At 34.5% G+C, this 23024-nt stretch carries 24 protein-coding genes; 12 read left to right on the top strand and 12 right to left on the bottom strand.

Annotation, left to right across the window (positions count from 1 at the left end):
- Positions 1-114: 114 nt before the first annotated feature.
- Positions 115-1197, top strand: coding sequence for a peptidylprolyl isomerase (locus LB449_RS03820; RefSeq protein WP_224453748.1), 1083 nt, complete (start codon positions 115-117; stop codon positions 1195-1197).
- A gap of 56 nt (positions 1198-1253) precedes the next feature.
- Here LB449_RS03820 and LB449_RS03815 read toward each other — a convergent pair whose 3' ends face one another.
- Complete coding sequence (locus LB449_RS03815; RefSeq protein WP_224453747.1) at positions 1254-1439, bottom strand: CsbD family protein; 186 nt, start codon at positions 1437-1439, stop codon at positions 1254-1256.
- Between the two features lie 114 nt (positions 1440-1553).
- Between LB449_RS03815 and LB449_RS03810 the strand changes: the two genes are divergently transcribed.
- Together LB449_RS03810 and LB449_RS03805 are read left to right on the top strand one after the other, a co-directional pair.
- Complete coding sequence (locus tag LB449_RS03810) at positions 1554-2609, top strand: esterase-like activity of phytase family protein (RefSeq protein WP_224453746.1); 1056 nt, start codon at positions 1554-1556, stop codon at positions 2607-2609.
- Positions 2606-3193 (top strand): histidine phosphatase family protein, encoded by a 588-nt coding sequence (locus LB449_RS03805; protein WP_224453745.1) that lies wholly within the window; start codon positions 2606-2608, stop codon positions 3191-3193. Before LB449_RS03810 ends, LB449_RS03805 begins: the two co-directional genes overlap by 4 nt.
- Here the strand turns inward: LB449_RS03805 and LB449_RS03800 are convergent.
- Positions 3171-3917 carry a DUF6503 family protein gene (locus LB449_RS03800; RefSeq protein WP_224453744.1) on the bottom strand — a complete coding sequence of 249 codons (747 nt, stop codon included), beginning with the start codon at positions 3915-3917 and terminating at the stop codon, positions 3171-3173. The two genes, LB449_RS03805 and LB449_RS03800, sit on opposite strands and share 23 nt — an antisense overlap.
- Positions 3918-4005: 88 nt before the next feature.
- Between LB449_RS03800 and smpB the strand changes: the two genes are divergently transcribed.
- Positions 4006-4470: an SsrA-binding protein SmpB gene (gene smpB, locus LB449_RS03795; protein WP_224453743.1), complete on the top strand. Its 465-nt coding sequence runs from the start codon at positions 4006-4008 to the stop codon at positions 4468-4470.
- Between the two features lie 20 nt (positions 4471-4490).
- Positions 4491-6965 (top strand): DUF5686 and carboxypeptidase regulatory-like domain-containing protein, encoded by a 2475-nt coding sequence (locus tag LB449_RS03790; protein WP_224453742.1) that lies wholly within the window; start codon positions 4491-4493, stop codon positions 6963-6965.
- Between the two features lie 8 nt (positions 6966-6973).
- On the opposite strand, the gene LB449_RS03785 is transcribed toward LB449_RS03790, so the two are convergent.
- The 3 genes from LB449_RS03785 to LB449_RS03775 all read right to left on the bottom strand — a co-directional run bounded on the left by LB449_RS03785 (position 6974) and on the right by LB449_RS03775 (position 8960).
- Complete coding sequence (locus LB449_RS03785) at positions 6974-7615, bottom strand: protein-L-isoaspartate(D-aspartate) O-methyltransferase (RefSeq protein ID WP_224453741.1); 642 nt, start codon at positions 7613-7615, stop codon at positions 6974-6976.
- Positions 7616-7851: 236 nt separating this feature from the next.
- Entirely contained in the window at positions 7852-8145 is a 294-nt protein-coding gene (locus LB449_RS03780; protein WP_224453740.1) for a putative quinol monooxygenase, read from the bottom strand.
- Between the two features lie 206 nt (positions 8146-8351).
- Positions 8352-8960, bottom strand: a complete 609-nt coding sequence (locus tag LB449_RS03775; protein ID WP_224453739.1) for an alpha-ketoglutarate-dependent dioxygenase AlkB family protein — start codon at positions 8958-8960, stop codon at positions 8352-8354.
- A 342-nt stretch (positions 8961-9302) separates the two neighbouring features.
- On the opposite strand from LB449_RS03775, the gene LB449_RS03770 reads away from it, so the two are divergent.
- Genes LB449_RS03770 through LB449_RS03755 form a run of 4 tightly spaced genes read left to right on the top strand, consistent with a single transcriptional unit; the run spans position 9303 to position 13091 of the window.
- Positions 9303-10268 carry a Gfo/Idh/MocA family protein gene (locus LB449_RS03770; protein ID WP_224453738.1) on the top strand — a complete coding sequence of 322 codons (966 nt, stop codon included), beginning with the start codon at positions 9303-9305 and terminating at the stop codon, positions 10266-10268.
- Positions 10269-10289: 21 nt separating this feature from the next.
- The gene (locus LB449_RS03765; protein ID WP_224453737.1) at positions 10290-11180 is read left to right on the top strand and encodes a 3-hydroxyacyl-CoA dehydrogenase family protein; all 891 of its coding nucleotides are present in this window, start codon (positions 10290-10292) and stop codon (positions 11178-11180) included.
- Positions 11181-11182: 2 nt separating this feature from the next.
- Positions 11183-12421, top strand: a complete 1239-nt coding sequence (locus LB449_RS03760) for a DUF1015 domain-containing protein (protein ID WP_224453736.1) — start codon at positions 11183-11185, stop codon at positions 12419-12421.
- Positions 12422-12431: 10 nt separating this feature from the next.
- Positions 12432-13091 carry a YggS family pyridoxal phosphate-dependent enzyme gene (locus LB449_RS03755; RefSeq protein WP_224453735.1) on the top strand — a complete coding sequence of 220 codons (660 nt, stop codon included), beginning with the start codon at positions 12432-12434 and terminating at the stop codon, positions 13089-13091.
- A gap of 204 nt (positions 13092-13295) precedes the next feature.
- On the opposite strand, the gene LB449_RS03750 is transcribed toward LB449_RS03755, so the two are convergent.
- Positions 13296-13721, bottom strand: coding sequence for an Hsp20/alpha crystallin family protein (locus LB449_RS03750; RefSeq protein WP_224453734.1), 426 nt, complete (start codon positions 13719-13721; stop codon positions 13296-13298).
- A gap of 328 nt (positions 13722-14049) precedes the next feature.
- Between LB449_RS03750 and LB449_RS03745 the strand changes: the two genes are divergently transcribed.
- Genes LB449_RS03745 through miaA form a run of 3 tightly spaced genes read left to right on the top strand, consistent with a single transcriptional unit; the run spans position 14050 to position 17154 of the window.
- Entirely contained in the window at positions 14050-15414 is a 1365-nt protein-coding gene (locus LB449_RS03745) for an exonuclease domain-containing protein (RefSeq protein WP_224453733.1), read from the top strand.
- Positions 15415-15416: 2 nt separating this feature from the next.
- A complete protein-coding gene (locus tag LB449_RS03740) occupies positions 15417-16259 on the top strand; it encodes an ion transporter (protein ID WP_224453732.1) in 843 nt (280 codons plus the stop codon).
- Positions 16249-17154 (top strand): tRNA (adenosine(37)-N6)-dimethylallyltransferase MiaA, encoded by a 906-nt coding sequence (miaA, locus tag LB449_RS03735; RefSeq protein ID WP_224453731.1) that lies wholly within the window; start codon positions 16249-16251, stop codon positions 17152-17154. The genes LB449_RS03740 and miaA overlap by 11 nt, the downstream gene beginning before the upstream one ends.
- 72 nt (positions 17155-17226) lie before the next feature.
- Here miaA and LB449_RS03730 read toward each other — a convergent pair whose 3' ends face one another.
- The 6 genes from LB449_RS03730 to LB449_RS03705 form a co-directional block, all read right to left on the bottom strand.
- On the bottom strand, positions 17227-17949 hold the full coding sequence (locus LB449_RS03730; RefSeq protein WP_224453730.1) for a response regulator transcription factor: 723 nt from the start codon (positions 17947-17949) through the stop codon (positions 17227-17229).
- 4 nt (positions 17950-17953) lie between these two features.
- Positions 17954-19522, bottom strand: a complete 1569-nt coding sequence (locus LB449_RS03725) for a sensor histidine kinase (RefSeq protein ID WP_224453729.1) — start codon at positions 19520-19522, stop codon at positions 17954-17956.
- Positions 19523-19591: 69 nt separating this feature from the next.
- Entirely contained in the window at positions 19592-20179 is a 588-nt protein-coding gene (gene coaE / locus LB449_RS03720) for a dephospho-CoA kinase (RefSeq protein ID WP_224453728.1), read from the bottom strand.
- Positions 20176-21126, bottom strand: a complete 951-nt coding sequence (locus LB449_RS03715) for a YbbR-like domain-containing protein (RefSeq protein WP_224453727.1) — start codon at positions 21124-21126, stop codon at positions 20176-20178. Before LB449_RS03715 ends, coaE begins: the two co-directional genes overlap by 4 nt.
- Positions 21127-22131 carry a glycosyltransferase gene (locus LB449_RS03710; RefSeq protein ID WP_224453726.1) on the bottom strand — a complete coding sequence of 335 codons (1005 nt, stop codon included), beginning with the start codon at positions 22129-22131 and terminating at the stop codon, positions 21127-21129.
- Between the two features lie 74 nt (positions 22132-22205).
- The gene (locus LB449_RS03705) at positions 22206-23018 is read right to left on the bottom strand and encodes an enoyl-ACP reductase FabI (RefSeq protein WP_224453724.1); all 813 of its coding nucleotides are present in this window, start codon (positions 23016-23018) and stop codon (positions 22206-22208) included.
- Positions 23019-23024 lie beyond the last annotated feature (6 nt).

Raw genomic sequence — 23024 nt, 5'->3', positions numbered from 1 at the left:
TTGGATCTCAAGCATTCAATTGGAAATTAATTTTTAAAAGACATTATTGATTTAATTTGAAGTCGGTTGATCTCTATATAAAATCCTTTCAAAGGATGTTTAAATTCATATAAAATGAAATATTTACGGTTGTCACTTGTTTCAGTATTAGTAATTCTCATTCAGGGTTGCTCTTCAAAATACTCAGAATTGGAGAACGGACTTTATGCAGAATTCGAAACATCAAAAGGAAATTTTGTTGCAAAATTACACCATAAAAATGTTCCTATGACTGTCGGAAATTTTGTGGCATTGGCAGAAGGAGTGCATCCACTTACCGAAAAGCGCTATAGCGATGAGCCATTGTATGATAGTTTGATTTTTCATAGAGTGATTAAAGATTTTATTATCCAAGGTGGTGATCCTAGAGGTACAGGGAGAGGTGGGCCTGGATTTAAGTTTCCCGATGAAACTAATGGCGATTATACACACGACTCAAAAGGTGTCTTATCAATGGCTAATAGCGATGCTCAGGACACGAAGGATCCTTTTGCCAACACTGGGCAAACCAATGGAAGTCAATTTTTTATCACATTGCGTCCAACCCCACATCTTGACGGTTTACACACTGTTTTTGGAGAAGTTGTCTTCAATTATGATGTTGTAGATTCTATTGGTGAAGTAGAAACAGGCGGTGCTAATAGACCTGTAGACAAAATTTTTATTAAGAAAGTTACTATCGTTAGGAAAGGAAGCGATGCAGAAAATTTTGATGCCATAGAGGCTTTTGAAAGCGGTGTAGCTGCTTATGAAGAAAATTTAAGAAAAGAAGCTGAAGAAAGAAAACTATGGATTGAAGAATTTTCTGAAGGCTATCAAGAGACCGAAAGCGGATTAAGATATAAAATCACCAAAAAGAATAACAATGGTATATCTCCAAAACCTGGTGATATACTTAAAGTTCACTACGAAGGGTTTTTAACCGATAGCACAAAATTCGATTCATCCTTGGATCGTGGTCAGCCTATAGAGTTTGAACTTGGGGTAGGGAAAGTTATTCCAGGTTGGGATGAAGGACTTCAGCTTTTAAAAAAAGGAGAAAAAGCAAAATTTATAATACCCCCGTATTTATCATATAATGAGAGAGCGGCAGGACCTGTTCCACCCTATTCAATTTTAATATTTGATGTGGAACTCCTGGACTTTAAAAAACAATAAATTAAAAAGCCCCAGTTTCAAATGAAACTGGGGCTTTTTAATTTATTGAATATCGGTTATAACTTATCGATTTCTTCCTTTAATTGTTCTTTAGTTTGACCAGTTTTTTCTTGAAGCTTACCAAGCATTTCATCAAATTTACCTTCAGAATATTTTAAATCGTCATCTGTAAGTTTTGCATATTTTTGCTTCAATTTACCTTTAGCTTCATTGAATTTTCCTTCTAATTGATCTAAGTTCATAATATTTGATTTTAAATTATTATAAAAACAATCTACTCAACAATTCTTTATTTTATGCTAACAAAATCTTATTTAACTCAATTTTTGAGTTTTTGTTTTCTTTCAGTATTTTTAATGAGTTGTAGTACAACTAAAACATTAAAAGATCAAAACTATCGAGTAAAATTCATCGATGAATACACAATACCAACTGGATTTATTTATGGCAATGAAATCTATGGAGGAATCTCAGGCATAGATTACAAAGACGGACAAATCATCATGGTCAACGATTCTCCTTCCAATCCACTCATTTTTTCTGCTGAATTTAATCTCGTTGACTTAAAGCTTGACACATTGGCTTTTACCTCTGTTACAAAATTAGAAGCAGATGTTTTCTTTGAAGAAAATGCATTGGACATGGAGTCTATTCGCTTTGATGGTGAAGATTACTTAATTTCTACTGAAGGCAATATTGATAAAGAATTGCAACCAAAGCTATTCAAAATCGGTCCCGGTGGAGAGTTTTTGAATGAATATCCGTTGCCACACTACTTCCTTCCAAGAGGTAAAAATCAACCTCGGCACAACGGCGTGTTCGAAGGACTTTCCAAGGATCTAAATTCAGATGGATTTTGGTTTGCCAACGAATTACCTTTAGTAGAAGACGGTAAAGCTCCTAAACTTTACAATACCAATTCTCCCATTCGGTTGAGTTATTTTGACAGAGAGCAGAATCAAATCACCCGTCAATACGCTATGGATCTGGACAGGATCACAAAAATCCCATTACTTCCCTTTGCCATCAACGGATTAACCGAAATCTTACAACTAGATAATAACAAGTTTTTAATTCTGGAAAGGTCCTATTCAGCGGGGCATAAAACCCAGGGCAATAAAGTTAAGCTCTTTCTTGTAGACGTAACTGAGGCTTCAGACATCAAAGCTATTGACCAACTTAGAAACACTTCAGAAGACATTATTTATGCTGAAAAAAGTTTACTTCTTGATTTTAAGAGCATCAAATCTAAACTAACCGACAAGATCATCGATAATCTGGAAGGCTTGTGCTTTGGACCAACTTTACCTAATGGGAATAAAACTTTGATTATAGCTTCAGACGATAATTTTAGTAGCTTTGGGCCACAAATTAATCAATTTATTGTTTTAGAATTAATAGAAAACCAATGAAAACAAAACATTTACTTCTCAGCCTAAGCTTTATTACCTTATTATTTTCTTGTCAAAATTCAGAAGAAAACACTTTCCAATTTGATATCCCTGAAGGAAAAGCCCCTATGGCGACAACTTACTATTTTGTAAGGCATGCAGGAAAAGACACCACAGATTCTCAAAACAAAGATCCACAACTTACCGAGGAGGGCATCCGAAGAGCCAATTATCTAGCCACCTATTTTGCAGATAAAGAATTGGATTTATTTTATTCTACAGACTATAGTAGAACCATACAAACCTTAATCCCTACCATTCATCACTATAAAGGAGATATTTTGAGTTATGACCCAAGGAAAGATTCGCTATTTACTCACGACTTTTGGAAAACTACTTATGGTAAAAATGTTTTAGTAGTCGGCCATAGTAATACTAGTCCTAAGTTTGTGAACGAAATTATATCTGAAACCAAATATGAACATCTTGATGAAAATACTTACGATGTATTTTTTCAAATTAAAATTGATAAAAACCTCAACGTAATGGATTCACTAATCACCAAAAAAGTACCCGCTAATTTTAATTACAATCAAGAGTTATAGAAGTTAACTTGATTGCCTTATTTTCTATGAGAGATAAGAGTTCTAGTTCTTCATTCTCATACATTTTTCCAATTTCATTTAACTTTTTGGACTTAACTTTAGGTTTATAGTTCTCATAATCTTGAAACACAACGCCGTCAATAGTTCGTCTATTAATTGCTTTCCTAAAACGTAATCCTCCTCCGTTTACCAAAAAGCTATAAGCCAGATAATCCAAAGAATAATCCTCGGCATCTATCCAATAGATATAAATATCTTCAAAATCTACACCTCCTCCATTTTCAGAAAATTTCACTTCTAGCTTATGGTAAGTTTTATCTTTAATTACCTCTTTTCCAAGATCTGAAAGTTGAACAGCGTCATCTTTTAATCTTACCGGAAGTTGAGTGAAATAGTGTACAGAATTGACAGATTCAAAATAATTAAAGGTCGTAGTATCTGCAAGTTTTACAAGTGAATCTTTATAATATCTCTTCAGTTCCCCATCAAATAATACATCTTTAATAGGCTCATCTTTAGACATACGCTCTAGCCTCATTCCTTCGCAGGTTGGCGTGGCTTTATAGTTATAATCTCTAAAAGCAAATTCTAGCTCGTTGGTATTCAATTTTGATTTTCCAGAGTAGGTAATGGCTTTATCAACTATTTCTTCTGGAGTTAGAGAAGATTCAGGTGATTGACAACTTAAAATAAGTAAAATAAAAAAAACGGAAATATAATTCATGAATTTTATAATTTATAGATAAACATTAGCCCTTGCTTCTTTCTATCCTTTCAAAAGTCTTATTTTTGAAACAATTAGTTTAATTCTTATGGTAAAAAATAAAATCAACATAAAAAATAAGAAAGCAAGATTTCAATATGAAATTTTGGACAAATATACTGCTGGAATTGTTTTGGCAGGCACCGAAATCAAATCAATTCGTGAAGGAAAGGCTACAATTGCTGAAAGCTTTTGCGAATTCAATGATAAAGGCGAGCTATTTGTAATCAATATGGACGTTCAGGAATATTCTCACGCCACCCATTTCAACCATAAGCCCAAAAACGCCAGAAAGCTTTTACTAAATAAGCAAGAGCTAAAAAAGCTTTACAAAGAAGTTAAAAACACTGGGCTTACGATCATTCCACTTACAATGTTCCTAAACGATAGGGGGTTTGCCAAACTTCAAATCGCCTTGTGTAAAGGTAAAAAGTTACACGATAAGCGGGAAACTATAAAAGACCGTGATACTAAAAGAAAGCTGAATAGAATTAATAAAACCTACAATACCTAATTTGTTCTTTGCCTGTCTTTATGAAACAACACCTTCTGTTCCTACTTTTCCTGTTATGCTCATTTTTAAGTCAGTCGCAAATCACTGGAAAGGTAACCGATACTGAGAATCTGCCTCTGCAAAATGTAAACGTATACGTGGAAGGCACTTTCAACGGAACAACAACCAATGCCAACGGCGAATTCAAAATAATAATTGACACTTCAAAAGAACAGATTTTAGTTTTTAAATTCCTTGGATTTGAAACTGAAAAAAAAACTGCTGGTCTAGATAAATCTTATTTAGAAGTTCAACTTACAGAAAAGGTCACAAGTCTGGATGATGTCGTAATATCAAATAACGAAGATCCAGCTTATACTATCATCAAAAATGCGATTGCTCAAAGAAAACTAAACCTCGCAAAAATAAAAGAATTCAAAGCTAAATTTTATTCCAAAGGCATTTGGGAAATCCAAAATGCTCCTGAGAAAATTTTAGGTCAGGAAGTTGGTGATCTGGGAGGTGGTTTGGATTCTACAAGAAGTGGTGTAGTCTATCTGAGTGAAACAGTTTCCCAAATAGCTTATAAGGCTCCCAATCTATTCAAGGAACGAATTATAGCCTCCAAAGTAAGTGGTAATGATAGAGGCTTCAGTTTTAATTCTGCCGAAGACTTTAATTTTTCGATATATGAAAACACCATTGATCTGGGTAATAATTTGGTTTCACCCATCGCTAATTTTGCAATGAATTATTACGATTACGAACTGGTAGGTACCTTTTATGACCAGGACAGGTTTCTTGTCAATAAAATCAAAGTGATTCCTAAGCGACCAAACGACGCGGTATTCAGTGGATTTATTTATATCATAGAAGATACGTGGGAAGTTTTTGGAGTAGAGTTAAAAACAACAGGGAAGTCACTTCAGATTGAAGTCGTAAAAGAAATCAACCTCAACCAAACGTTTAGCTATAGTGAAGAAAATGAGTTTTGGGTCTTAATATCTCAAGATATTTCTTTTAGCTGGGGCATTTTTGGAATTTCTGGAGGAGGCGATTTTGTAGCTTCTTACAAAAATTATGATTTCAATTCGGAGCTCAGCAAAAAGGATTTTAGCAATGCGGTAATTGTATTTGATCAACAAGCCAATACCAAAGACAGTTTGTTTTGGGAAAACAACAGACCCGTTCCTTTAACGAGCATGGAACTTGAAGACTATACCTTCAAAGACAGTATTCAAATCTTGAAAAATTCTAAACCTTACAAAGACTCGGTAGACACCGCCCGTAACAAATTCAGCTTAACCGATCCTATTTTCGGTTATTCATGGCAAAATTCTACCACCAATCAAGTGGCTGGATTTACTGGACTTACCGATGTCAATTATAATACAGTCCAGGGTTTCAACATCAAGTCTGATGTTTACTTTACTCAAAAAGATACCACTGGCACCTATAGAAACTATTGGGAACTTCGCTCCTATCTGGACTACGGTTTCTCAGAAGAAAAACTGAGAGTGTACGGAAGTTTTGTAAAAAAATTCAATAATTTCTCAAAGCCTTTTTTAAGCTTTTCGGGAGGGGCTAAGCTAGAAGAAGTTAATTCTACCAATCCTATTAATGAACGCTTGTCCTCAATTACTTCAATATTTTTTGAGAGAAATTACTTAAAGCTTTACGAAAAAATATTTGGTAAAGCAACTTACAGTCAGGAGATCTTTAATGGGTTTAGGATGAGTGCAACATTAGAATTTGAAAGAAGACGTGCTTTAACGAACTCTACTAATTCTCCACTTATCAGTAATAAAAATGGAGGATTTACATCCAACAATCCTCTGGCTCCAGAAGCTTTTGGTTCTTTGCTTTTTCCTTCTCATAATATAGGTAGAGCTACCATAGGTGGTCGAATTAATTTTGACCAGGACTATGTACTGACACCCAACGGAAAATATGATACCTATAGCGATAGGTTTCCTGTCCTGAGTTTCAGCTACGAAAAAGGCTTCGCCTCAGATATCAGCGATTTTAATTATGATTTGATAAAAGCCAGACTTACCCAAACCAAAACGATTTCTCGATTTGGTGAATTGGGTTATAGCTTAAACGGTGGCTTATTTTTTAATGCTGAAAATATTTCGTTTTTAGACTTTAAACATTTTAATGGGAATCAAACTCGAGTTGGAACCTCAAGCGATTATCTGAACCAATTCAATCTATTACCGTATTACGAGCTTTCCACCAATTCTGATTATGCCGATGTCCATTTGGAACACAACTTTAAAGGTTACCTATTGAACAAAGTTCCACTCCTCAACCAATTGAATTTCAATATGGTGATAGGTGCGAAAAGTTTATTTACAGATTCCAACAAACCTTATTCTGAATTTTCTGTAGGTCTTGATAATATTGGTTTTGGTCAATTTCGTTTTTTTAGAATAGATTACGTGAAGCCTTATCAAGATGGCTGGCAAAATGGAGCAATAATTTTCGGAATTAAATTACTGGATCAATTTTAAAGCAAGCTTTAATTCTTATCCTCTAGCAGCGGTACAAATCGAAATTCTCCAAAGGTTTCCTTCTGAAATTTTGTAGAGGAAGTCCTTTTCAGCAATGTCATAATTTGTGGATCTTCACCAACAGGAATCACAAGCCTTCCACCAACTTTGAGTTGAGAAAGTAAAGGTTTGGGAATAAACGGTGCACCAGCAGTAACAATGATTTTATCGAATGGCGCATACTCTGGCAAGCCTTTATAGCCATCACCAAAACTCATATACTTAGGCCTGTAGCCCAATTGTTCTAGAAATTTTTTTGTTTTTTTATAAAGCTTTTGTTGTCGCTCTATGGTATAGACTTTTGCTCCGAGTTCACAAAGCACAGCAGCCTGATAACCACTTCCTGTTCCTACCTCAAGCACCAGTTCTCCTGGTTTTAGCTGAAGAAGTTCTGTCTGAAATGCCACCGTATAAGGTTGAGAAATCGTTTGTCCTGCAGCGATAGGAAAAGCTTTGTCTTGGTAAGCATGATCTTCGAAACTACTGTCCATAAACAGGTGTCTTGGAATCGCATTGATGGCGCTCAAGACTTTCTCGTCTTTAATGCCTTTTTCACGAATCAATTCTACTAGTAATTTGCGTTTGCCCTGCTGTCTGTAACTGTCTTCCAAGCCTTTATATTTTCACTAATGATAAAGTAAAAGTAGAAAAAAATATGAGTATATCTCAGACCTTCTACACTCAAAATATAAAAATACCAATTATAGATTTCGATACTTTGCAGTCTTAATGGGAATAGGTTTGAGGAAGTATTTTTAATTAAAAATCAAGAGTAAGATGACGTCAATTTAAACAAAAACGACTAGTATAAATACTAGTCGTTTTGAAAGCTTATTTTGATCAGTGCTTACTTAGTACTGATAATCTCAATTTTTCTGATGTTTGGATCTTCAACAAGTAATTCTGAAGCATTTGCCATTAAGGCTTTAGCTATTTCGCCACTCAGGTGAGCTTCTCTTCCGTGCTCATTCTCGAATGTATCGAATATACCAAAGGTAGATTCATCTATTTGAAATGAATACCAGGTTAAGGTTTCATTTTCCTTTTTAGCGTGTTCAACGGCATTCGATAGAAAATTCTTAACATCATTTTCTTTTCCTTTCTTAGCTTTTACTGTAGCTAGTAATCCTAAATTTTTCATTTTTATTTTTTTGATTTATATCTATATTAATGGCTTCAATTTAAGCATACAAAATCATCTGCAGCTCCTGAAAGACTTAATTTGTGAATCTTTTAAACGACTTTGAAATACAAGCTGAAACTAAAACGTATAATGATTCAATTGGACCAGTATATGGAAAAAGAAAAGCCAATCTTAAAGTGAAACTACCAATATGGCTTTATCCTCTATTTAACGATCGTTCTAAAAGTCAAATTAATTCTAGGACCAAGAACTCGCTTAGTAGGTGGAAGACGATGTAACCAAAACTCTTGAGTTTCGTCTTTCATAACGAGTAAACTCCCCTGCTCCAACCGCAATTCAACTTTTTGACCATTCTTCTTATGTTTAAACATAAACTTGCGTTCTGCACCTAGACTTAATGATCCTATCGCCCCATTTTTCTTCAAGTCTTTTTCTCCATCGCTGTGCCAGCCCATTCCCTCTTCCCCGTTGTGATAGAGATTGAGCAGGCAAGAATTGAACTGCTCCCCTGTTTCCAATTCTACTGAATTTTTGAGAGCAATTAACTCTGTGGTCCAGGGTAAAGCTTGTTTAGTGAGCTTAGAGTAAGTGTATTCAAAAGGCTTTTCTCCATACCAAGCCACTTTTCGTTTGGTCGAAATTACTTTTCCAAATATCTGGGCCTGATCATTTTGCCAGTCGATATGATGTAATAACTTTTTAAAGTAGAACTCTGCCTGATCAGGGCCAAGTAGCTTACCATAATAGTAAATCGACCCATCCTGAGGTAAGAGGTTTTTTGAACTATCGTAGGGTTCATCAAATAGCTTCATAAGTAATATTCCATATTTGGTGTAAAATAATTTGTACTCCAATTTACTCTTTCATTTAAAAAATGAGTCTGATTTATTTATAAAATTGAGCAGAGGTATTTAAAGTTTAGGAAAATAAATAGGAATATAAATATTTATCTGGATTTAAATAAATTATGGGCTTCCAAACTCTTCAAAGGGTCTTAGAATTAAATCTAGAAATGAGTTAATCATAAAACTGTCAATTATAGTGTTCTTATCAGACCATTCTTCTGTGTAAATTCTAAAAGAAATCCTATAAGACTTCGGTGAGTTCAGTTTACTAAAAAAGAAATGTTACTTTTGTGTAAAACGATACTATTTATGTTAAAAGTCGGTGTTTTGGGAGCTGGACATCTAGGTAAAATTCACCTTAGACTGCTCAACGAATCCAAGAAGTATTCATTTGTTGGATTTTATGATACAGATAAAGATCATGCTTTAAAAATTGAAAAGGAGTTTGGATATACCTATTATGAAAACTACGAAGATTTATTAAAAGAGGTAGATGTTATAGACATTGTCACCCCTACAACCTACCACTTTAAAACTGCAAAGCAAGCTATCAAGGCGGGAGTTCATTTGTTTGTTGAAAAACCAATCACTTCCACTGTTGAACAAGCAGAAGAATTGATTGAGTTAGCTAAAAATCATAACGTCAAAGGACAGGTAGGCCATGTAGAACGTTTTAATCCAGCCTTTAGAGCTGCGATTAGTAAAATTGATAAGCCGATGTTTATTGAAGCCCATCGTTTGGCCGAGTTTAATCCTCGTGGGACAGACGTCCCTGTAGTTTTAGATTTGATGATTCACGATATTGACGCCATCTTAAGCGTAGTAAATTCAAAAGTTAAAAATATCAACGCTAGTGGCGTCTCGGTTATTTCTGAAACACCTGATATTGCCAATGCTAGAATTCAGTTTGAAAATGGCTGTGTTGCCAATTTAACTGCCAGCAGGATTTCTTTAAAAAACATGCGTAAATCTCGATTTTTCCAAAGAGATGCTTATGTGTCGGTAGACTTTTTAGAAAAAGTAACCGAGGTGGTAAAAATGAAGGATGCACCAGAAAATCCAGATGATTTTGCTATGATACTTCAGAATGCGGAAGGTGTGAAAAAGCAAATCTATTTTGATAATCCTGAAATCGAAACCAACAACGCTATTTTAGACGAACTAGAGACATTTGCAGAAGCTATCGAAAACAAAACGACCCCTATAGTCACATTGGAGCAGGGAACAGAAGCTTTGAGGGTGGCTATGCAAATTATAAAAGCATTTGATAACTAAACATTTCAAAATATATATTTCATGAAAAATATTTCAATTATAGGCGCAGGAACCATGGGTAATGGCATAGCTCACACCTTTGCTCAATTTGACTACCAAGTCAACTTAATCGATGTTTCTAAGGACAGTTTAGATAAAGGAATAGCCACCATCACTAGAAATCTAGATCGTATGGTGAGCAAGGAAAAAATTAGTGAAGAGGATAAGAAGCGTACCCTTGCCAACCTCACTACCCATACCAGTCTAGCCGACGGCGCAAAAAATGCTGATCTAGTAGTAGAAGCCGCTACTGAAAACGAAAAAATTAAATTAGATATCTTTAGAGAATTAGACAAGATCTGTCCACCTAAAGCAATCTTAGCGACCAATACCAGCTCTATTCCAATTACTAAGATTGCTGCAGTAACAGGAAGACCTAAACAGGTAATTGGGATGCATTTTATGAATCCTGTACCAATTATGAAATTGGTAGAAATCATAAGGGGTTACAATACCAGTGATGAAATCACCAACACTGTAGTAAAATTGGCCAAAAATCTTGGTAAAGTGCCTACTGAAGTTAATGATTACCCTGGTTTTGTTGCCAATCGTATATTGATGCCGATGATCAACGAAGCAGTTGAAACTCTTTATAATAATGTAGCTGGTGTAGAAGAAATTGATACGGTTATGAAGCTTGGTATGGCCCATCCTATGGGACCACTTCAACTTGCAGATTTTATAGGATTGGACATATGTCTTTCTATACTTGAAGTAATGTACGATGGATTCAAAAACCCAAAATATGCTCCTTGCCCATTACTTGTAAATATGGTGAGAGCTGGAAAATTAGGTGTGAAATCTGGTGAAGGCTTCTATGATTACAGCGAGAGTAAAAAAGCAGAAAAAGTATCTTCACAATTTGCCTCTTAATCATGCCCGTTGTAAAACCCTTTCAAGCTACTAGACCTACACGCGATAAAGTAGGTCTAATAGCTTCAAAACCCTATGATACCTATACAAAAGCTCAGATAGAAGCAAGACTAGATAACAATCCGTTTTCGTTTTTACACATTGTAAATCCAGGTTACAAATACAACAAAGAAATTTCCGGCAAAGAACGTTTTGGTCTTGTCAAGAATAGATTTGAAGAATTTAAAGAAGACGGTAGTTTTTTTCAGGAAGAAAAACCTTGCTACTATTTACACAAAATCATCTACCGGAATGAAATTCAATTTGTTGGATTTGTTGGGGCGGCGAGCACAGAAGATTACGAATGCAATATCATTAGGAAACATGAAGACACTCTAAAAGAAAAGGTAGATGTCTTTACTGAATATTTAAAAACGGTTCGGTTTAATGCAGACCCTGTGCTTCTCACCTATCCAGATAATGAAGTCTTGGAAGGAATTTCGCAGCAACTGATGCTGGAACGACCAGAATACGAGTTTACGACAACCTCAAGAGAGACACATCACTTTTGGGTGATTGATGAAGAACAGCTTCAGAAGCAAATTGAAGCTGAGTTCAAAGCCATGCAGCATATTTATATTGCAGATGGTCATCATAGAAGTCTGTCCTCCATAGATCTGAAGAATAAACTGCAGGCTGAAAACGAAATGCATACAGGAACTGAAGCTTACAATTTTTTTATGGGCTTTTTTATTCCTGAAAGCCATCTGAGAATTCATGAATTTAATAGGCTTGTGAAGGATTTAAACGGCTTAAGCAAGGATGAATTTTTGATTAAACTAGACGAACAATTCAAAATTGAAAATTTAAAACAGAATTACTACAAACCATCAAAACCTCATCACTTTAGCATGTATCTGGATGGTGATTTTTACGAATTGAATTTGAGATTCAGAAATTATGACTTTCATGATGCTTTGTCAAAACTAGATGCTCAAATTTTATATAGCACCATATTAAAACCTATTCTTGGTATTGACGATTTGAGAAATAATTCCAGGTTGATGTACAGCCAGGGGCAAAAAGACATGGCCTACGTTAAAGGCTTAATAGATAGCAATGAGTTTAAAGTTGGTTTCGGGATGTACCCAGCCAAAATTGAAGAGATGAAAACCATAGCCGATGAGGGCATGAAAATGCCGCCAAAAACGACTTTTATCGAACCAAAATTGAGAAGCGGGATTACAATTTACGAATTTTAAAAGGTAACTTATGGAAGGAACTATAAAAGAACACATCAAAACATTCACTAAAGAATTAGGAGAAAGTATTGACTTGGTAGCGGTTTCAAAAACCAAACCCAATGAAGATTTGATGGAAGCTTATGAAGCTGGGCAGCGCATTTTTGGAGAAAACAAGGTTCAGGAAATGACAGATAAATGGGAAGCACTTCCGAAAGACATTCAATGGCATATGGTGGGACATGTCCAAACCAACAAGGTTAAGTATATGGCACCTTACGTGGATCTTATTCATGCAGTTCATAAAATGAAATTGCTTAAAGAGATCAACAAACGAGCAAAAGAAAGCGATCGCGTTATCAACTGTTTATTGCAAGTCAAAATTGCTGAAGAGGATTCTAAATACGGCATGTCTCCAGATGAGTTGAAAGCCTTCTTAGCAGATGAAAAACTTCCAGAATTAAAAAATGTAAAACTCAAAGGCTTGATGGCCATGGCTACTTTCACCGACGATGAAAATCAAATCCATAGAGAGTTTAAAGTGCTGGAAGATCTCTACAAGGAAACATCAAAAACTCAACCTGATTTTAGCATTCTATCTATGGGCATGAGCGGCGACTATAAAATCGCAATGGAACACGAAACAACTATGGTAAGAATTGGGAGTTCAATATTTGGAGCTAGGCATTAAAATTTATATTCTTAACTTCTAATCATTTAAAACTTTGAGAATTTAAACTAAAGTCATTGTTGTATTAATGATATAAATGCCTAATCAGTGAAAACAGTAATTTCCTAAAAGATGGCCTATGAGTTTTAAATAAGATATCAAAAAACCCTTTTCCGATACCTTGGAAAAGGGTTTTTAAACAAACTTAGGCTAATTCAAAACTTATTAGTTAATAGTAATCTGCTTTGGAGGTTTAGGTTTGGCTTCCTCGCGTTTCGGAATATCCACTTGTAACACTCCATTTTTATACTGGGCAGAAACCTTCTCACCGTCCACGGTATTGGGAAGTGTAAACGATCTTTGGAACGCCTCACGGCTAAACTCTTTTCTAGTATATCTCCCAACTTCAACCTCGCTATCTTTTTTGTATTCTGAAGAGATCGTAAGCTCTTTGTGATTTAATTCGATAGTAAAATCGTCTTTATTAAATCCTGGTACTTCCATTTCAATGCTAAATTTGTCCTCATCTTCTTTGATATTAATGGAAGGTGAAGCCGTGTTAGCCTTAGAAAAATCCCTGCTGATCAAATCCTTACTCAAGAGTCTATCTAATAGATTAACTTCTTGATTTTCAAATCGTGTTGGTATCATCTTTATATTTTTTAGAATTAATTATTTTCTTAAATCTATTTTCAAAAGTGGTACCAAATTGATTTTTGTCAAAAAACAGAAGAATTTCAAATAAATGCTAAGTTTAAAAATGAGTATTCAGAAAATTTTGTCTGTAAAATGCCATATTGACAGTAATTAATAATTTTTTATGCCTTTTTGTCTTGCTTTAAAAAGAGAATAGTTTCAAATTCAGAACAACTAAGAAAAAGCCAGGTTGAGGAAATGCTTAAACTTTCTCCTATAAGGCTTTGAAACAGAATTATATCTTTATTTTTGTGGTTCACTTTTGAAAATTTGTAAGCACAGATTGTACGCTATACTAGACATAGAATCCACCGGAGGAAAATATAACGAAGAAGGCATCACGGAAATTGCTATTTATAAATTTGATGGTCACGAAATTGTAGATCAATTTATTTCTTTGGTAAATCCAGAGCGGAAGATCCAGTCTTTTGTAGTAGGGTTAACAGGAATCAACAATGAAATGCTTCATCATGCTCCGAAATTCTATGAAGTCGCCAAACGAATTATTGAAGTCACAGAAGGTTGTATAGTAGTAGCTCACAACGCTAAATTTGATTATAGAATGCTACGGCTGGAATTTGACAGATTAGGCTATGATTTTGATCGTAAAACTTTATGCACGGTCAAATTATCTAAAAAATTGCTGCCTGGATTTGAGTCTTACAGCCTGGGAAAATTAGTTAGAAAATTAGGAATTCCGATCACAGATCGGCATAGAGCTAGTGGAGATGCGCTGGCAACGGTTAAGCTTTTCAAACTCTTACTGGAAAAAGATGCAGATAAAGAAATCATCAGTTCCAACTTAAAGCTTAATACTATAAGCAGTGTTGACCAGAAATTAATCAGACTGATAGATAATTTACCCAACTCCGTTGGGGTTTATTATTTCTCCGATGGAGATGGTCAAATTATATACGTTGGCAAAAGTAAAGACATAAAGAAACGAGCTAATCAACATTTTACCAGTGATGCTCCAAAATCCAGGGAAATACAAGAGCATGTAGTTTCTGTCGATTTTGAAAAAACAGGCAATGAGCTTTTGGCTTTATTGAAAGAAAATCAATCCATCAAAAAACTGAAGCCTAAATTTAATTCTGCCCTCAAAAAAGATTTGTTCACTCATGGTCTTTATGTGTACAAAGATCAAAGTGGATATTTAAATTTAACCATTTCAAAATTAAAGGAGGAAGGAAATTATATTACAAGTTTTACAAATTACCAGCAGGGCAAAGCCTTTTTGGAACGTGCTGTAGAAAACTTCGAGCTTTGCCAAAAGCTGACCGGACTTCACAAAACTAAAGGAGCCTGTTTCAATTATACCATTAAGCAATGCCATGGGGCTTGTGTAAAGGAAGAAACTCCCGAAAGCTATAACGAACGCGTCAAACAGCTGGTCGATTTTTATGATTATCATAATAAAAACATGATTATACAGGATCGTGGACGGCATCCTGGCGAAAAAAGTGTAGTCTTAATAGAAAATGGTGAACTTTCTGGAGCTGGTTATACTGAACTTAATTTTCAAATTGAAAATATATCAATACTGAGAAACATCATCAATCCCATGCAAAACGACAGGGATGCACAGCATATTATCCAGAGCTATCTCAGAAAGTCCAACAAGAATTTGAAAATTATAAATTACTAAACATGTCCTGGAAAGAAAAAGTTCACGAAGTTATCTATGAGGCCGACACCAAAGCAGGAAAAGTTTTTGACGTGGCTTTGCTTATTGTTATCCTCGTCAGTTTAATACTTGTGGTACTTGATTCGGTGGAACAGATAAGCCTTAAGTATCATTCTTTATTCGTGGCTTTAGAATGGGTTATTACTATCTTTTTTACAATTGAGTATATACTTAGAGTCATAAGCATTAAAAAAGCCAAGAATTATATCTTTAGCTTTTATGGTATCGTAGATTTTCTTTCCACTGTTCCTCTCTATATTTCTTTAGTATTTGCAGGTTCTGGAGCATTGTTATCTCTTAGAGCTTTGCGACTTTTAAGAGTCTTTAGAGTTTTCAAATTAGTAAGATATTCTGGCGCCGGCTCCAGAGTGGCAGTCGCCTTAAGAAATAGTGTTCCCAAAATATTGATTTTCATATACAGTGTAGTCATCATTTCATTTATAGCAGGTACAATTATGTATATAGTGGAAGGGCCAGAACATGGTTTCACCTCTATACCCAGAGGAATTTATTGGGCTATTGTTACCCTCACCACTGTTGGATTTGGAGACATTCACCCAATAACACCTTTAGGCCAATTTATTGCTACCATCATTATGCTTTTAGGATATGGGATCATAGCGGTACCTACAGGAATAGTCACAGCAGAAATGACTAAGGAAAACTCAAGAAAAAACACTCAAGTTTGTTACAACTGCGGTGAAGATGATCACAGGGATAGTGCAGAATTTTGTCATAACTGCGGCTATGATATTAATAGCACTAAGGATAAAAAGATGATGAAATCCGCCGAAAATGAAGACTGACTATCCTACATTGATTTGTATTCTCGGGCCAACTGCCATCGGTAAAACTTCACTCAGCCTCAAGCTTGCTAATTATTTTTCTACTGAAATTGTTTCTGCAGATTCCAGACAATTTTACAAAGAAATGAATATCGGAACAGCGGTTCCAACATCAGACGAACTTAATCAAGCAAAACATTATTTTATTCAGCATATTTCTGTTACTGATGACTATAATGTAGGAAAGTTTGAAAAAGAAACAATCAACCTTTTAACTGAGATTTTTAAAACACATTCCAAAGCGATTTTAGTTGGTGGCAGTGGATTATATCAAAAAGCAGTAACGGAAGGCCTAGATTCATTCCCTGATATTCCTTCAACTATAAGAGAGAAATACAATACGATTTTAAACAATAACGGTATTAAAGGACTTCAGAATCTACTAAAGGAAAAAGATCCTGAGAGTTATAATTCAATAGAAATCTCGAACCCTAGACGCTTAACAAGAGCTCTGGAAGTAGTTGATGTTTCCGGCAAATCATTTTCTTATTTTCAAAATCAAAAGAAAAAAAAGCGAGAATTTGATGTTGTTAAGATTGGTCTGGAAGCTCCACGGAAAGTGATTTATGATAGAATAGAACAGCGAGTAGACCTTATGATTGAGCAAGGTTTGGTAGAGGAAGCTAAACAGCTTCATCCATTCAAGCAACACAATGCTTTACAAACAGTAGGTTATAAGGAACTTTTTGCTCATTTTGATGGAGAGGTAAGCCTAGATCAGGCTATATCTGAAATTAAAAAGAATACCAGAAGATTTGCCAAAAGACAACTCACCTGGTTCAAAAAAGATAAAGATATTCACTGGTTACACTATGAAACTTCCTTGGAAGAACTCTTAGCTCACATTAAAACATAAAAAGACTATTCGCGAAATACGAATAGTCTTTTTATGAAATTTTGGAACTGAAAAAAGTTAGCTTATTTTGAATTAAGCACCTTTTCCATCAGAGCCTTTTACGACTAGACGGAAACCTTCACCGTGAATATTTAAAATTTCCACAGAATCATCTTTTTTCAGATATTTTCTCAATTTGGCGATGTAAACGTCCATACTTCTTGAGGTAAAGTAATTGTCGTCCCTCCAAATTTTGGTCAATGCCAATTCTCTAGGCATTAAATCATTCTCGTAAAGAGCTAGTAAACGTAATAACTCATTCTCTTTAGGAGATAGTTTTATAGGCTCTTCGTCTTTGAATGTTAAAAACCTCAACTTAGAATTAAGATGGAAATTACCCACAGTAAATTCAAATTGCTTGCTATCTGCAAGCGTATCAGAGTTTTTACGTTGCATAATGGCCTTTATCTTCATCAATAGCACTTCACTATCAAATGGCTTATTAAGGTAATCATCAGCTCCAACTTTATATCCTTTCAACACATCATCCTTCATTGCTTTGGCTGTAAGGAATATAATTGGAATATCCTCATTTTTAGCTCTGATCTCCTTCGCTAAAGTAAAGCCATCTTTGTAAGGCATCATGACGTCTAGAATACACAAGTCGTAATTTCCTTTTTTGAATTTTTCGAAGCCTTCCATACCGTTTTTAGCATGGGTAACGTCGTATTCATTCATGGACAAATAGTCCTTAAGTACGATTCCAAAATTTGGATCGTCTTCTACTAATAAAATCTTTTTGTTTTCAGTTTCCATATATTTATGATATTAATGGTAATTTAATTATAAATGAACTTCCTTTTCCTTTTTCGCTTTTCACAGAGATTTCACCGTGATGGTCATCTACTATTCTTTTTACGTAAGAAAGACCTAATCCATGACCCTTTACATTATGAACATCACCTGTATGTTCTCTGTAAAATTTATCAAATACTTTTTTCTGAACTTGTTTTGACATTCCATTTCCATGGTCCGTAACAATCAGAACAACATAATTGTTTACGTTCTCAGTTTCTACGTTTATAACAGGGGCATCTGTTGAATATTTTACAGCGTTATCCAAAATATTCACTATCACATTGGAAAAATGTGAGTCATTTGCCAGTATAGTATCCCTTTTAGCTTTGAGATCTGTATTAATAGCACCTCCCCTGTCTTCTACAATTAAATTAATATGACTTATAGCATCTTCAATAATTTCGTGAAGATTTAATTTTTCTTTATCAATGTCCAATTCATTTTTTTCAAGCTTAGAAATTCTCAACACATTTTCAACCTGAGCATGCATCCTCTTATTTTCTTCGCGAATCATATTCATATATCTATCAACAGCTTCAGGATTTTTTGAAATCATTGGATTTTTCACTGAATCTAGTGCAAGATTTATTGTTGCTATTGGCGTTTTAAATTCGTGCGTCATATTATTTATAAAATCAGTTTTGATCTGAGATATCTGTCTTTGTCTTATCAATTGACCAATTGCTGAAGAAAACGCTAAAACTATAACTAGAGTAAACAATACTGAAAGCCCACCCATCAATGCAATTGATGATAAAATCTGTTGATTCTTATCTTTGAAATTAATGAATAGTTGATAATCTGAAAATTCATCATTATAACTATAAACAGGAATACCATATGTTGAGGGTGAATTCAGTTCAAAGCTTGATGTTCTCACCTTTGTAGATAAAGCATTACTGTAAATTCCAAAGTCGTAATCAGATTTCAGATTTCGCTTATCCATTTGCTCCTCAATCAATTTCTTGATTTCCAAAGTATCTACGCGCTTGTGTATGGGAATTTTTGACGCCATTTCTTTGATAGCATCAAGCCACAAATATTTCTGCTCTTCTTCCAGATTATTAATACGTTCATAACGCTCCATGGCGTTTTGTGAAACTCCATCAATCCCATCCCTTCTCATTACCGCCGTTACTTTACGGTTGATAAACTTTTTAAATTCTATAGAATCTTGATTTTCCGCAAGAAAAGGAGATGCTACTTTATAATCTTCTTGGAATAAACGATTAGAATACATAAAATACTCTGTAGAGATTCCATCATCTGGCAACATTTGAAATATTTCACTAAGCTGAGCCCTTACAGGAGTTTCAGAATCTGCTATGGAAGCAAATTTGAAATAATATTTGTCGATCTCTTCTTTTTCTAATTGCTGAACAACGTTGATAAGAATCTGTTTAGCCCCCATAGAGAACTGCTCTTCATTACTCTCTACTGTGTTTTTTATCCAGTAGCCTTGAACGAAGATGATCCCTATTAAAGAGACACTCATCAGTACAATTATAAATGTAAATATGCGTTTATTCATTTCGTCAAAATTACAGTTTTAACAAAATGCTTTCTCGGTGTTTAACCGAAAGTTAACAAGACAATGCCTTTATTTATCTGAAAAGCTTAGAAACTTTTCATGAAGTTTACTAACCTGTTGTTGAGTTTCTTTTAAATTAATATTTTCGATAATAAAATCAGCTAATTCTTTCTTTTTTGACTCTGACCATTGAGCTTTCACTCTTGATTCTACATCGGCACTCGTTATGTCATCTCTTTTCATAACACGTTTAATTCTTAAGTCTTCCGGTGCAGTTACAAGAATTGTGTAGTCAAAGTCTGAAGCTCTATTCTTTTCAAATATAATTGCAGCCTCATAGATAATATAAGGAGCTGTTTGCATGGAGAGCCATCTTTCAAAATACTTATGAACTTCAGGATGAATTATGGAATTCAGCCTTTCCAAAGCTTTATCATCATTAAAAACTATTTTGGCAAGTTCAGCTTTGTTAATCAGATTTTCAGAATTCAATTTAATACCAAAGACGCGGGAAACTTCCGAAGAAACTTCAGGCCGATCTAGTATTTTTTTAGCTTCAATATCAGCAGTAAAGACAGGAACTTTTTTATCTTTAAACATTTGTGCAACAGTAGTTTTACCACTTCCAATACCTCCAGTGAGTCCAATTTTTATCATCGCTTTATCAAATAATCAACTTTATAATTCTCGAGAGAAACATTCTTGACAAATTTCGGCTGTTTCACGAGTTCTAAAATCATAAAATCTTCATCTGGTTCAAATTTAGCAACTACCTTAAAGCCAGATTCGTCTATTTTCTCATAATTTGATAAACTAGTTTTGAAATTGACTTTAGCGGTTTTAGGAAAAATCACAAACTCTTCATTGCTCGCTTTGTTTTCTACATCAATAGGAATTTCGAAATTACCCTCAGTGAATTTGTTAACAGGCAAAGTATACTTAACAGTTTCGACCAGATAATTAATTGAAACACTGTCAATCTTTTGAATGTCAACAGTCCCGTATAAAGTGTCTGAGATGTCTTTAAGATTCTTCTTCTCTGTTGAGATAAATTCAAGGTCTTTTAAAATGGAGTCGTTTCCAGAAACTTCAATATGACTTGGATCGAAACTGAAATTTTCAATAGAATCATATCCCTTGCTGAAGCTAACTTGAAAGTTTGGTTTTATTTTTAATTTTTTTGTTGTCAACTTAAAAAAAGGAAAGTAAAGGCTGTCCTGAAGAATTTCTAATTCACCAGATGAAACCCTTAATGGCTTTGCTATTTTAGATTTATTCTGTTTTAGATTGAATGTATACGCATTACCAATAGAGTCCAGTTCGTCAAAATTTAAGGTGAGAGTCGAATTGAAAAGATTGATAAACAAGATCTTAAAACCTGTATGGTTGACTTCTATGGCAATATCTTGAGATTTGTCTTCGATAACTATATGCTGAGGAACTTCTTTAAGCTGAAAGGACAATTTCAACTCATGATCATAGGTTTTCGACATTTGAACAAAGATCCAGATAAGTAAAGTAAATCCTATAAAAAAGAAAAAAGCCTTATAGTTTTTCTTTTTGAGGTTGGTCTTGAGTTTATCAATCTGTTTATATTTACTCATTTATTTAAAAAATAGTTTTGGAAATGTTTTTTCGGGTATTTGCTTTAATATACATATTTTAAAGTAACTCAAGATGAATCCAACACCATAACTCACAAATTGAATATTTGTTGAAAGCACCGTGAATAAAGCAATTTTTAAATTCTTGTAGTCTACGAGACTATCAACGAATATCAAAAAATTGTAAAGTGCATAAAAATATAATATAAAATCAAGCTTAAATGAAATCAAAATGAATCCTAATAGCAATCCTACACTGTAAACAAACGGAAACCAATAAGTCAACTTTGAAGTTTCTGGATAACGTGATATTAAAATTGGTCTAGCTAAACCAAACTTATAAACTTGCTGTGAAAATTTTTTAAAATCTGTTCTCCTTTTATGGTACACATGTGCACCATGTATAAATCCAACTTTGAATTTCAACTTTCTTAGCCTAATTGATAAATCTGGATCTTCACCGGGATGGATTCTACCAAAACCTCCAGAATCAAGGAAGGCAGCTTTGGAAATTCCCATATTGAAACTTCTTGGTTCGTATGATCTTGAAATTTTAGACTGTTTACCACCTCTTATTCCGCCTGTGGTAAGTATAGATGTCATGGTGTAGTCTATAGCTTTTTGGACTGAACTAAAGGACTCTAAAGCCTTGTCACCACTCCCATAACAGTCTAGATAGTTTTCTGATAAAGCTTTGGATATCGTTTTTAAATAATTATCAGGAACTATAACATCACTGTCCAAAATGATATAATAATTTCCTTTGGCCTTATTCATTCCAAAATTTCTTGAATCACCAGGTCCAGAATTCTCTTTGAAATAGTAGGAAATATTTAATTTCTTACTAAAATCATCAACTACATCCTTACAAGTAATTTGAGAGCCGTCTTCAACAATCACAACCTCAAAGCTTCCATCGAGTAATGTAAGGCTATCCAATAATTCTTTAATTTCTTGAGGTCTGTTGTAAACAGGAATAATGAATGAAAAATGAAGCTCTACCATGATGTAAAGATATTACAAATAAAAAATCCCGAAGCTCTGCTTCGGGATTGATAATATAAAATATATTGTTTTGCCTACTCTTCCATCGCTTCCATAATTTCTTGACTTACGCCCATATTGGAAAACCCCCCGTCATGAAATAAATTTTGAAGGGTTACTTTTTTGGTAAGGTCAGAAAATAAAGTCAATGTATAGTCTGCGCACTCCAATGCTGTTGCATTTCCAAGTGGTGACATCTTTTCCGCATAGTTCATGAAGCCAGTAAATCCTTTCACACCTTGCCCAGCAGAAGTAGGCGTTGGTGATTGTGAAATCGTGTTCACTCTCACTTTTTTGTCTTTTCCGAAAAAGTAACCAAAACTTCTAGCTACAGATTCCAGATAAGCCTTATTGTCGGCCATATCATTATAATCAGGGAATACACGCTGAGCTGCCATATAGGTGAGAGCGACAATACTACCCCATTCATTCATGGCATCTTTCTTATACAATGTTTGCATCAACTTGTGAAAAGACATTGCAGACACATCTAAACCTTTGTGAGTCCAGTCGTAATTTTGATCGGTGTAGTGCTTGCCTTTTCTTACATTAATTGACATTCCAATAGAATGCAAAACAAAGTCCAATTTGCCTCCAAGAATTTCTTGTGATTTTTCAATAAGGTTCTCCAGGTCTTCCACTTTTGTAGCATCAGCTGGTATGACTTCAGAATTTGTTTTTTCAGCAAGCGTATTAATAGTTCCCATTCTCAATGCTACAGGAGCATTGGTAAGAACAAATTCAGCTCCTTCTTCATGAGCACGTTCGGCTGTTTTCCAGGCGATAGAGTTTTCATCTAAGGCTCCAAAAATAATCCCTCGCTTTCCTTTTAGTAAATTATATGACATAGTCTG

This window comes from Psychroflexus lacisalsi (assembly GCF_020164495.1).
Taxonomy (GTDB): domain Bacteria; phylum Bacteroidota; class Bacteroidia; order Flavobacteriales; family Flavobacteriaceae; genus Psychroflexus; species Psychroflexus lacisalsi.
This window is presented reverse-complemented; position numbering and strand designations above follow the sequence as displayed.

Excerpts from the sequence above, each read along its gene's own strand:
- LB449_RS03820 (WP_224453748.1), top strand. The coding sequence starts at position 115 with ATGAAATATTTACGGTTGTCACTTGTTTCAGTATTAGTAATTCTCATT.
- LB449_RS03815 (WP_224453747.1), bottom strand. The coding sequence starts at position 1,439 with ATGAACTTAGATCAATTAGAAGGAAAATTCAATGAAGCTAAAGGTAAA.
- LB449_RS03810 (WP_224453746.1), top strand. The coding sequence starts at position 1,554 with ATGAGTTGTAGTACAACTAAAACATTAAAAGATCAAAACTATCGAGTA.
- LB449_RS03805 (WP_224453745.1), top strand. The coding sequence starts at position 2,606 with ATGAAAACAAAACATTTACTTCTCAGCCTAAGCTTTATTACCTTATTA.
- LB449_RS03800 (WP_224453744.1), bottom strand. The coding sequence starts at position 3,917 with ATGAATTATATTTCCGTTTTTTTTATTTTACTTATTTTAAGTTGTCAA.
- smpB (WP_224453743.1), top strand. The coding sequence starts at position 4,006 with ATGGTAAAAAATAAAATCAACATAAAAAATAAGAAAGCAAGATTTCAA.
- LB449_RS03790 (WP_224453742.1), top strand. The coding sequence starts at position 4,491 with ATGAAACAACACCTTCTGTTCCTACTTTTCCTGTTATGCTCATTTTTA.
- LB449_RS03780 (WP_224453740.1), bottom strand. The coding sequence starts at position 8,145 with ATGAAAAATTTAGGATTACTAGCTACAGTAAAAGCTAAGAAAGGAAAA.
- LB449_RS03775 (WP_224453739.1), bottom strand. The coding sequence starts at position 8,960 with ATGAAGCTATTTGATGAACCCTACGATAGTTCAAAAAACCTCTTACCT.
- LB449_RS03770 (WP_224453738.1), top strand. The coding sequence starts at position 9,303 with ATGTTAAAAGTCGGTGTTTTGGGAGCTGGACATCTAGGTAAAATTCAC.
- LB449_RS03765 (WP_224453737.1), top strand. The coding sequence starts at position 10,290 with ATGAAAAATATTTCAATTATAGGCGCAGGAACCATGGGTAATGGCATA.
- LB449_RS03760 (WP_224453736.1), top strand. The coding sequence starts at position 11,183 with ATGCCCGTTGTAAAACCCTTTCAAGCTACTAGACCTACACGCGATAAA.
- LB449_RS03755 (WP_224453735.1), top strand. The coding sequence starts at position 12,432 with ATGGAAGGAACTATAAAAGAACACATCAAAACATTCACTAAAGAATTA.
- LB449_RS03750 (WP_224453734.1), bottom strand. The coding sequence starts at position 13,721 with ATGATACCAACACGATTTGAAAATCAAGAAGTTAATCTATTAGATAGA.
- LB449_RS03740 (WP_224453732.1), top strand. The coding sequence starts at position 15,417 with ATGTCCTGGAAAGAAAAAGTTCACGAAGTTATCTATGAGGCCGACACC.
- miaA (WP_224453731.1), top strand. The coding sequence starts at position 16,249 with ATGAAGACTGACTATCCTACATTGATTTGTATTCTCGGGCCAACTGCC.
- LB449_RS03730 (WP_224453730.1), bottom strand. The coding sequence starts at position 17,949 with ATGGAAACTGAAAACAAAAAGATTTTATTAGTAGAAGACGATCCAAAT.
- LB449_RS03725 (WP_224453729.1), bottom strand. The coding sequence starts at position 19,522 with ATGAATAAACGCATATTTACATTTATAATTGTACTGATGAGTGTCTCT.
- coaE (WP_224453728.1), bottom strand. The coding sequence starts at position 20,179 with ATGATAAAAATTGGACTCACTGGAGGTATTGGAAGTGGTAAAACTACT.
- LB449_RS03715 (WP_224453727.1), bottom strand. The coding sequence starts at position 21,126 with ATGAGTAAATATAAACAGATTGATAAACTCAAGACCAACCTCAAAAAG.
- LB449_RS03710 (WP_224453726.1), bottom strand. The coding sequence starts at position 22,131 with ATGGTAGAGCTTCATTTTTCATTCATTATTCCTGTTTACAACAGACCT.
- LB449_RS03705 (WP_224453724.1), bottom strand. The coding sequence starts at position 23,018 with ATGTCATATAATTTACTAAAAGGAAAGCGAGGGATTATTTTTGGAGCC.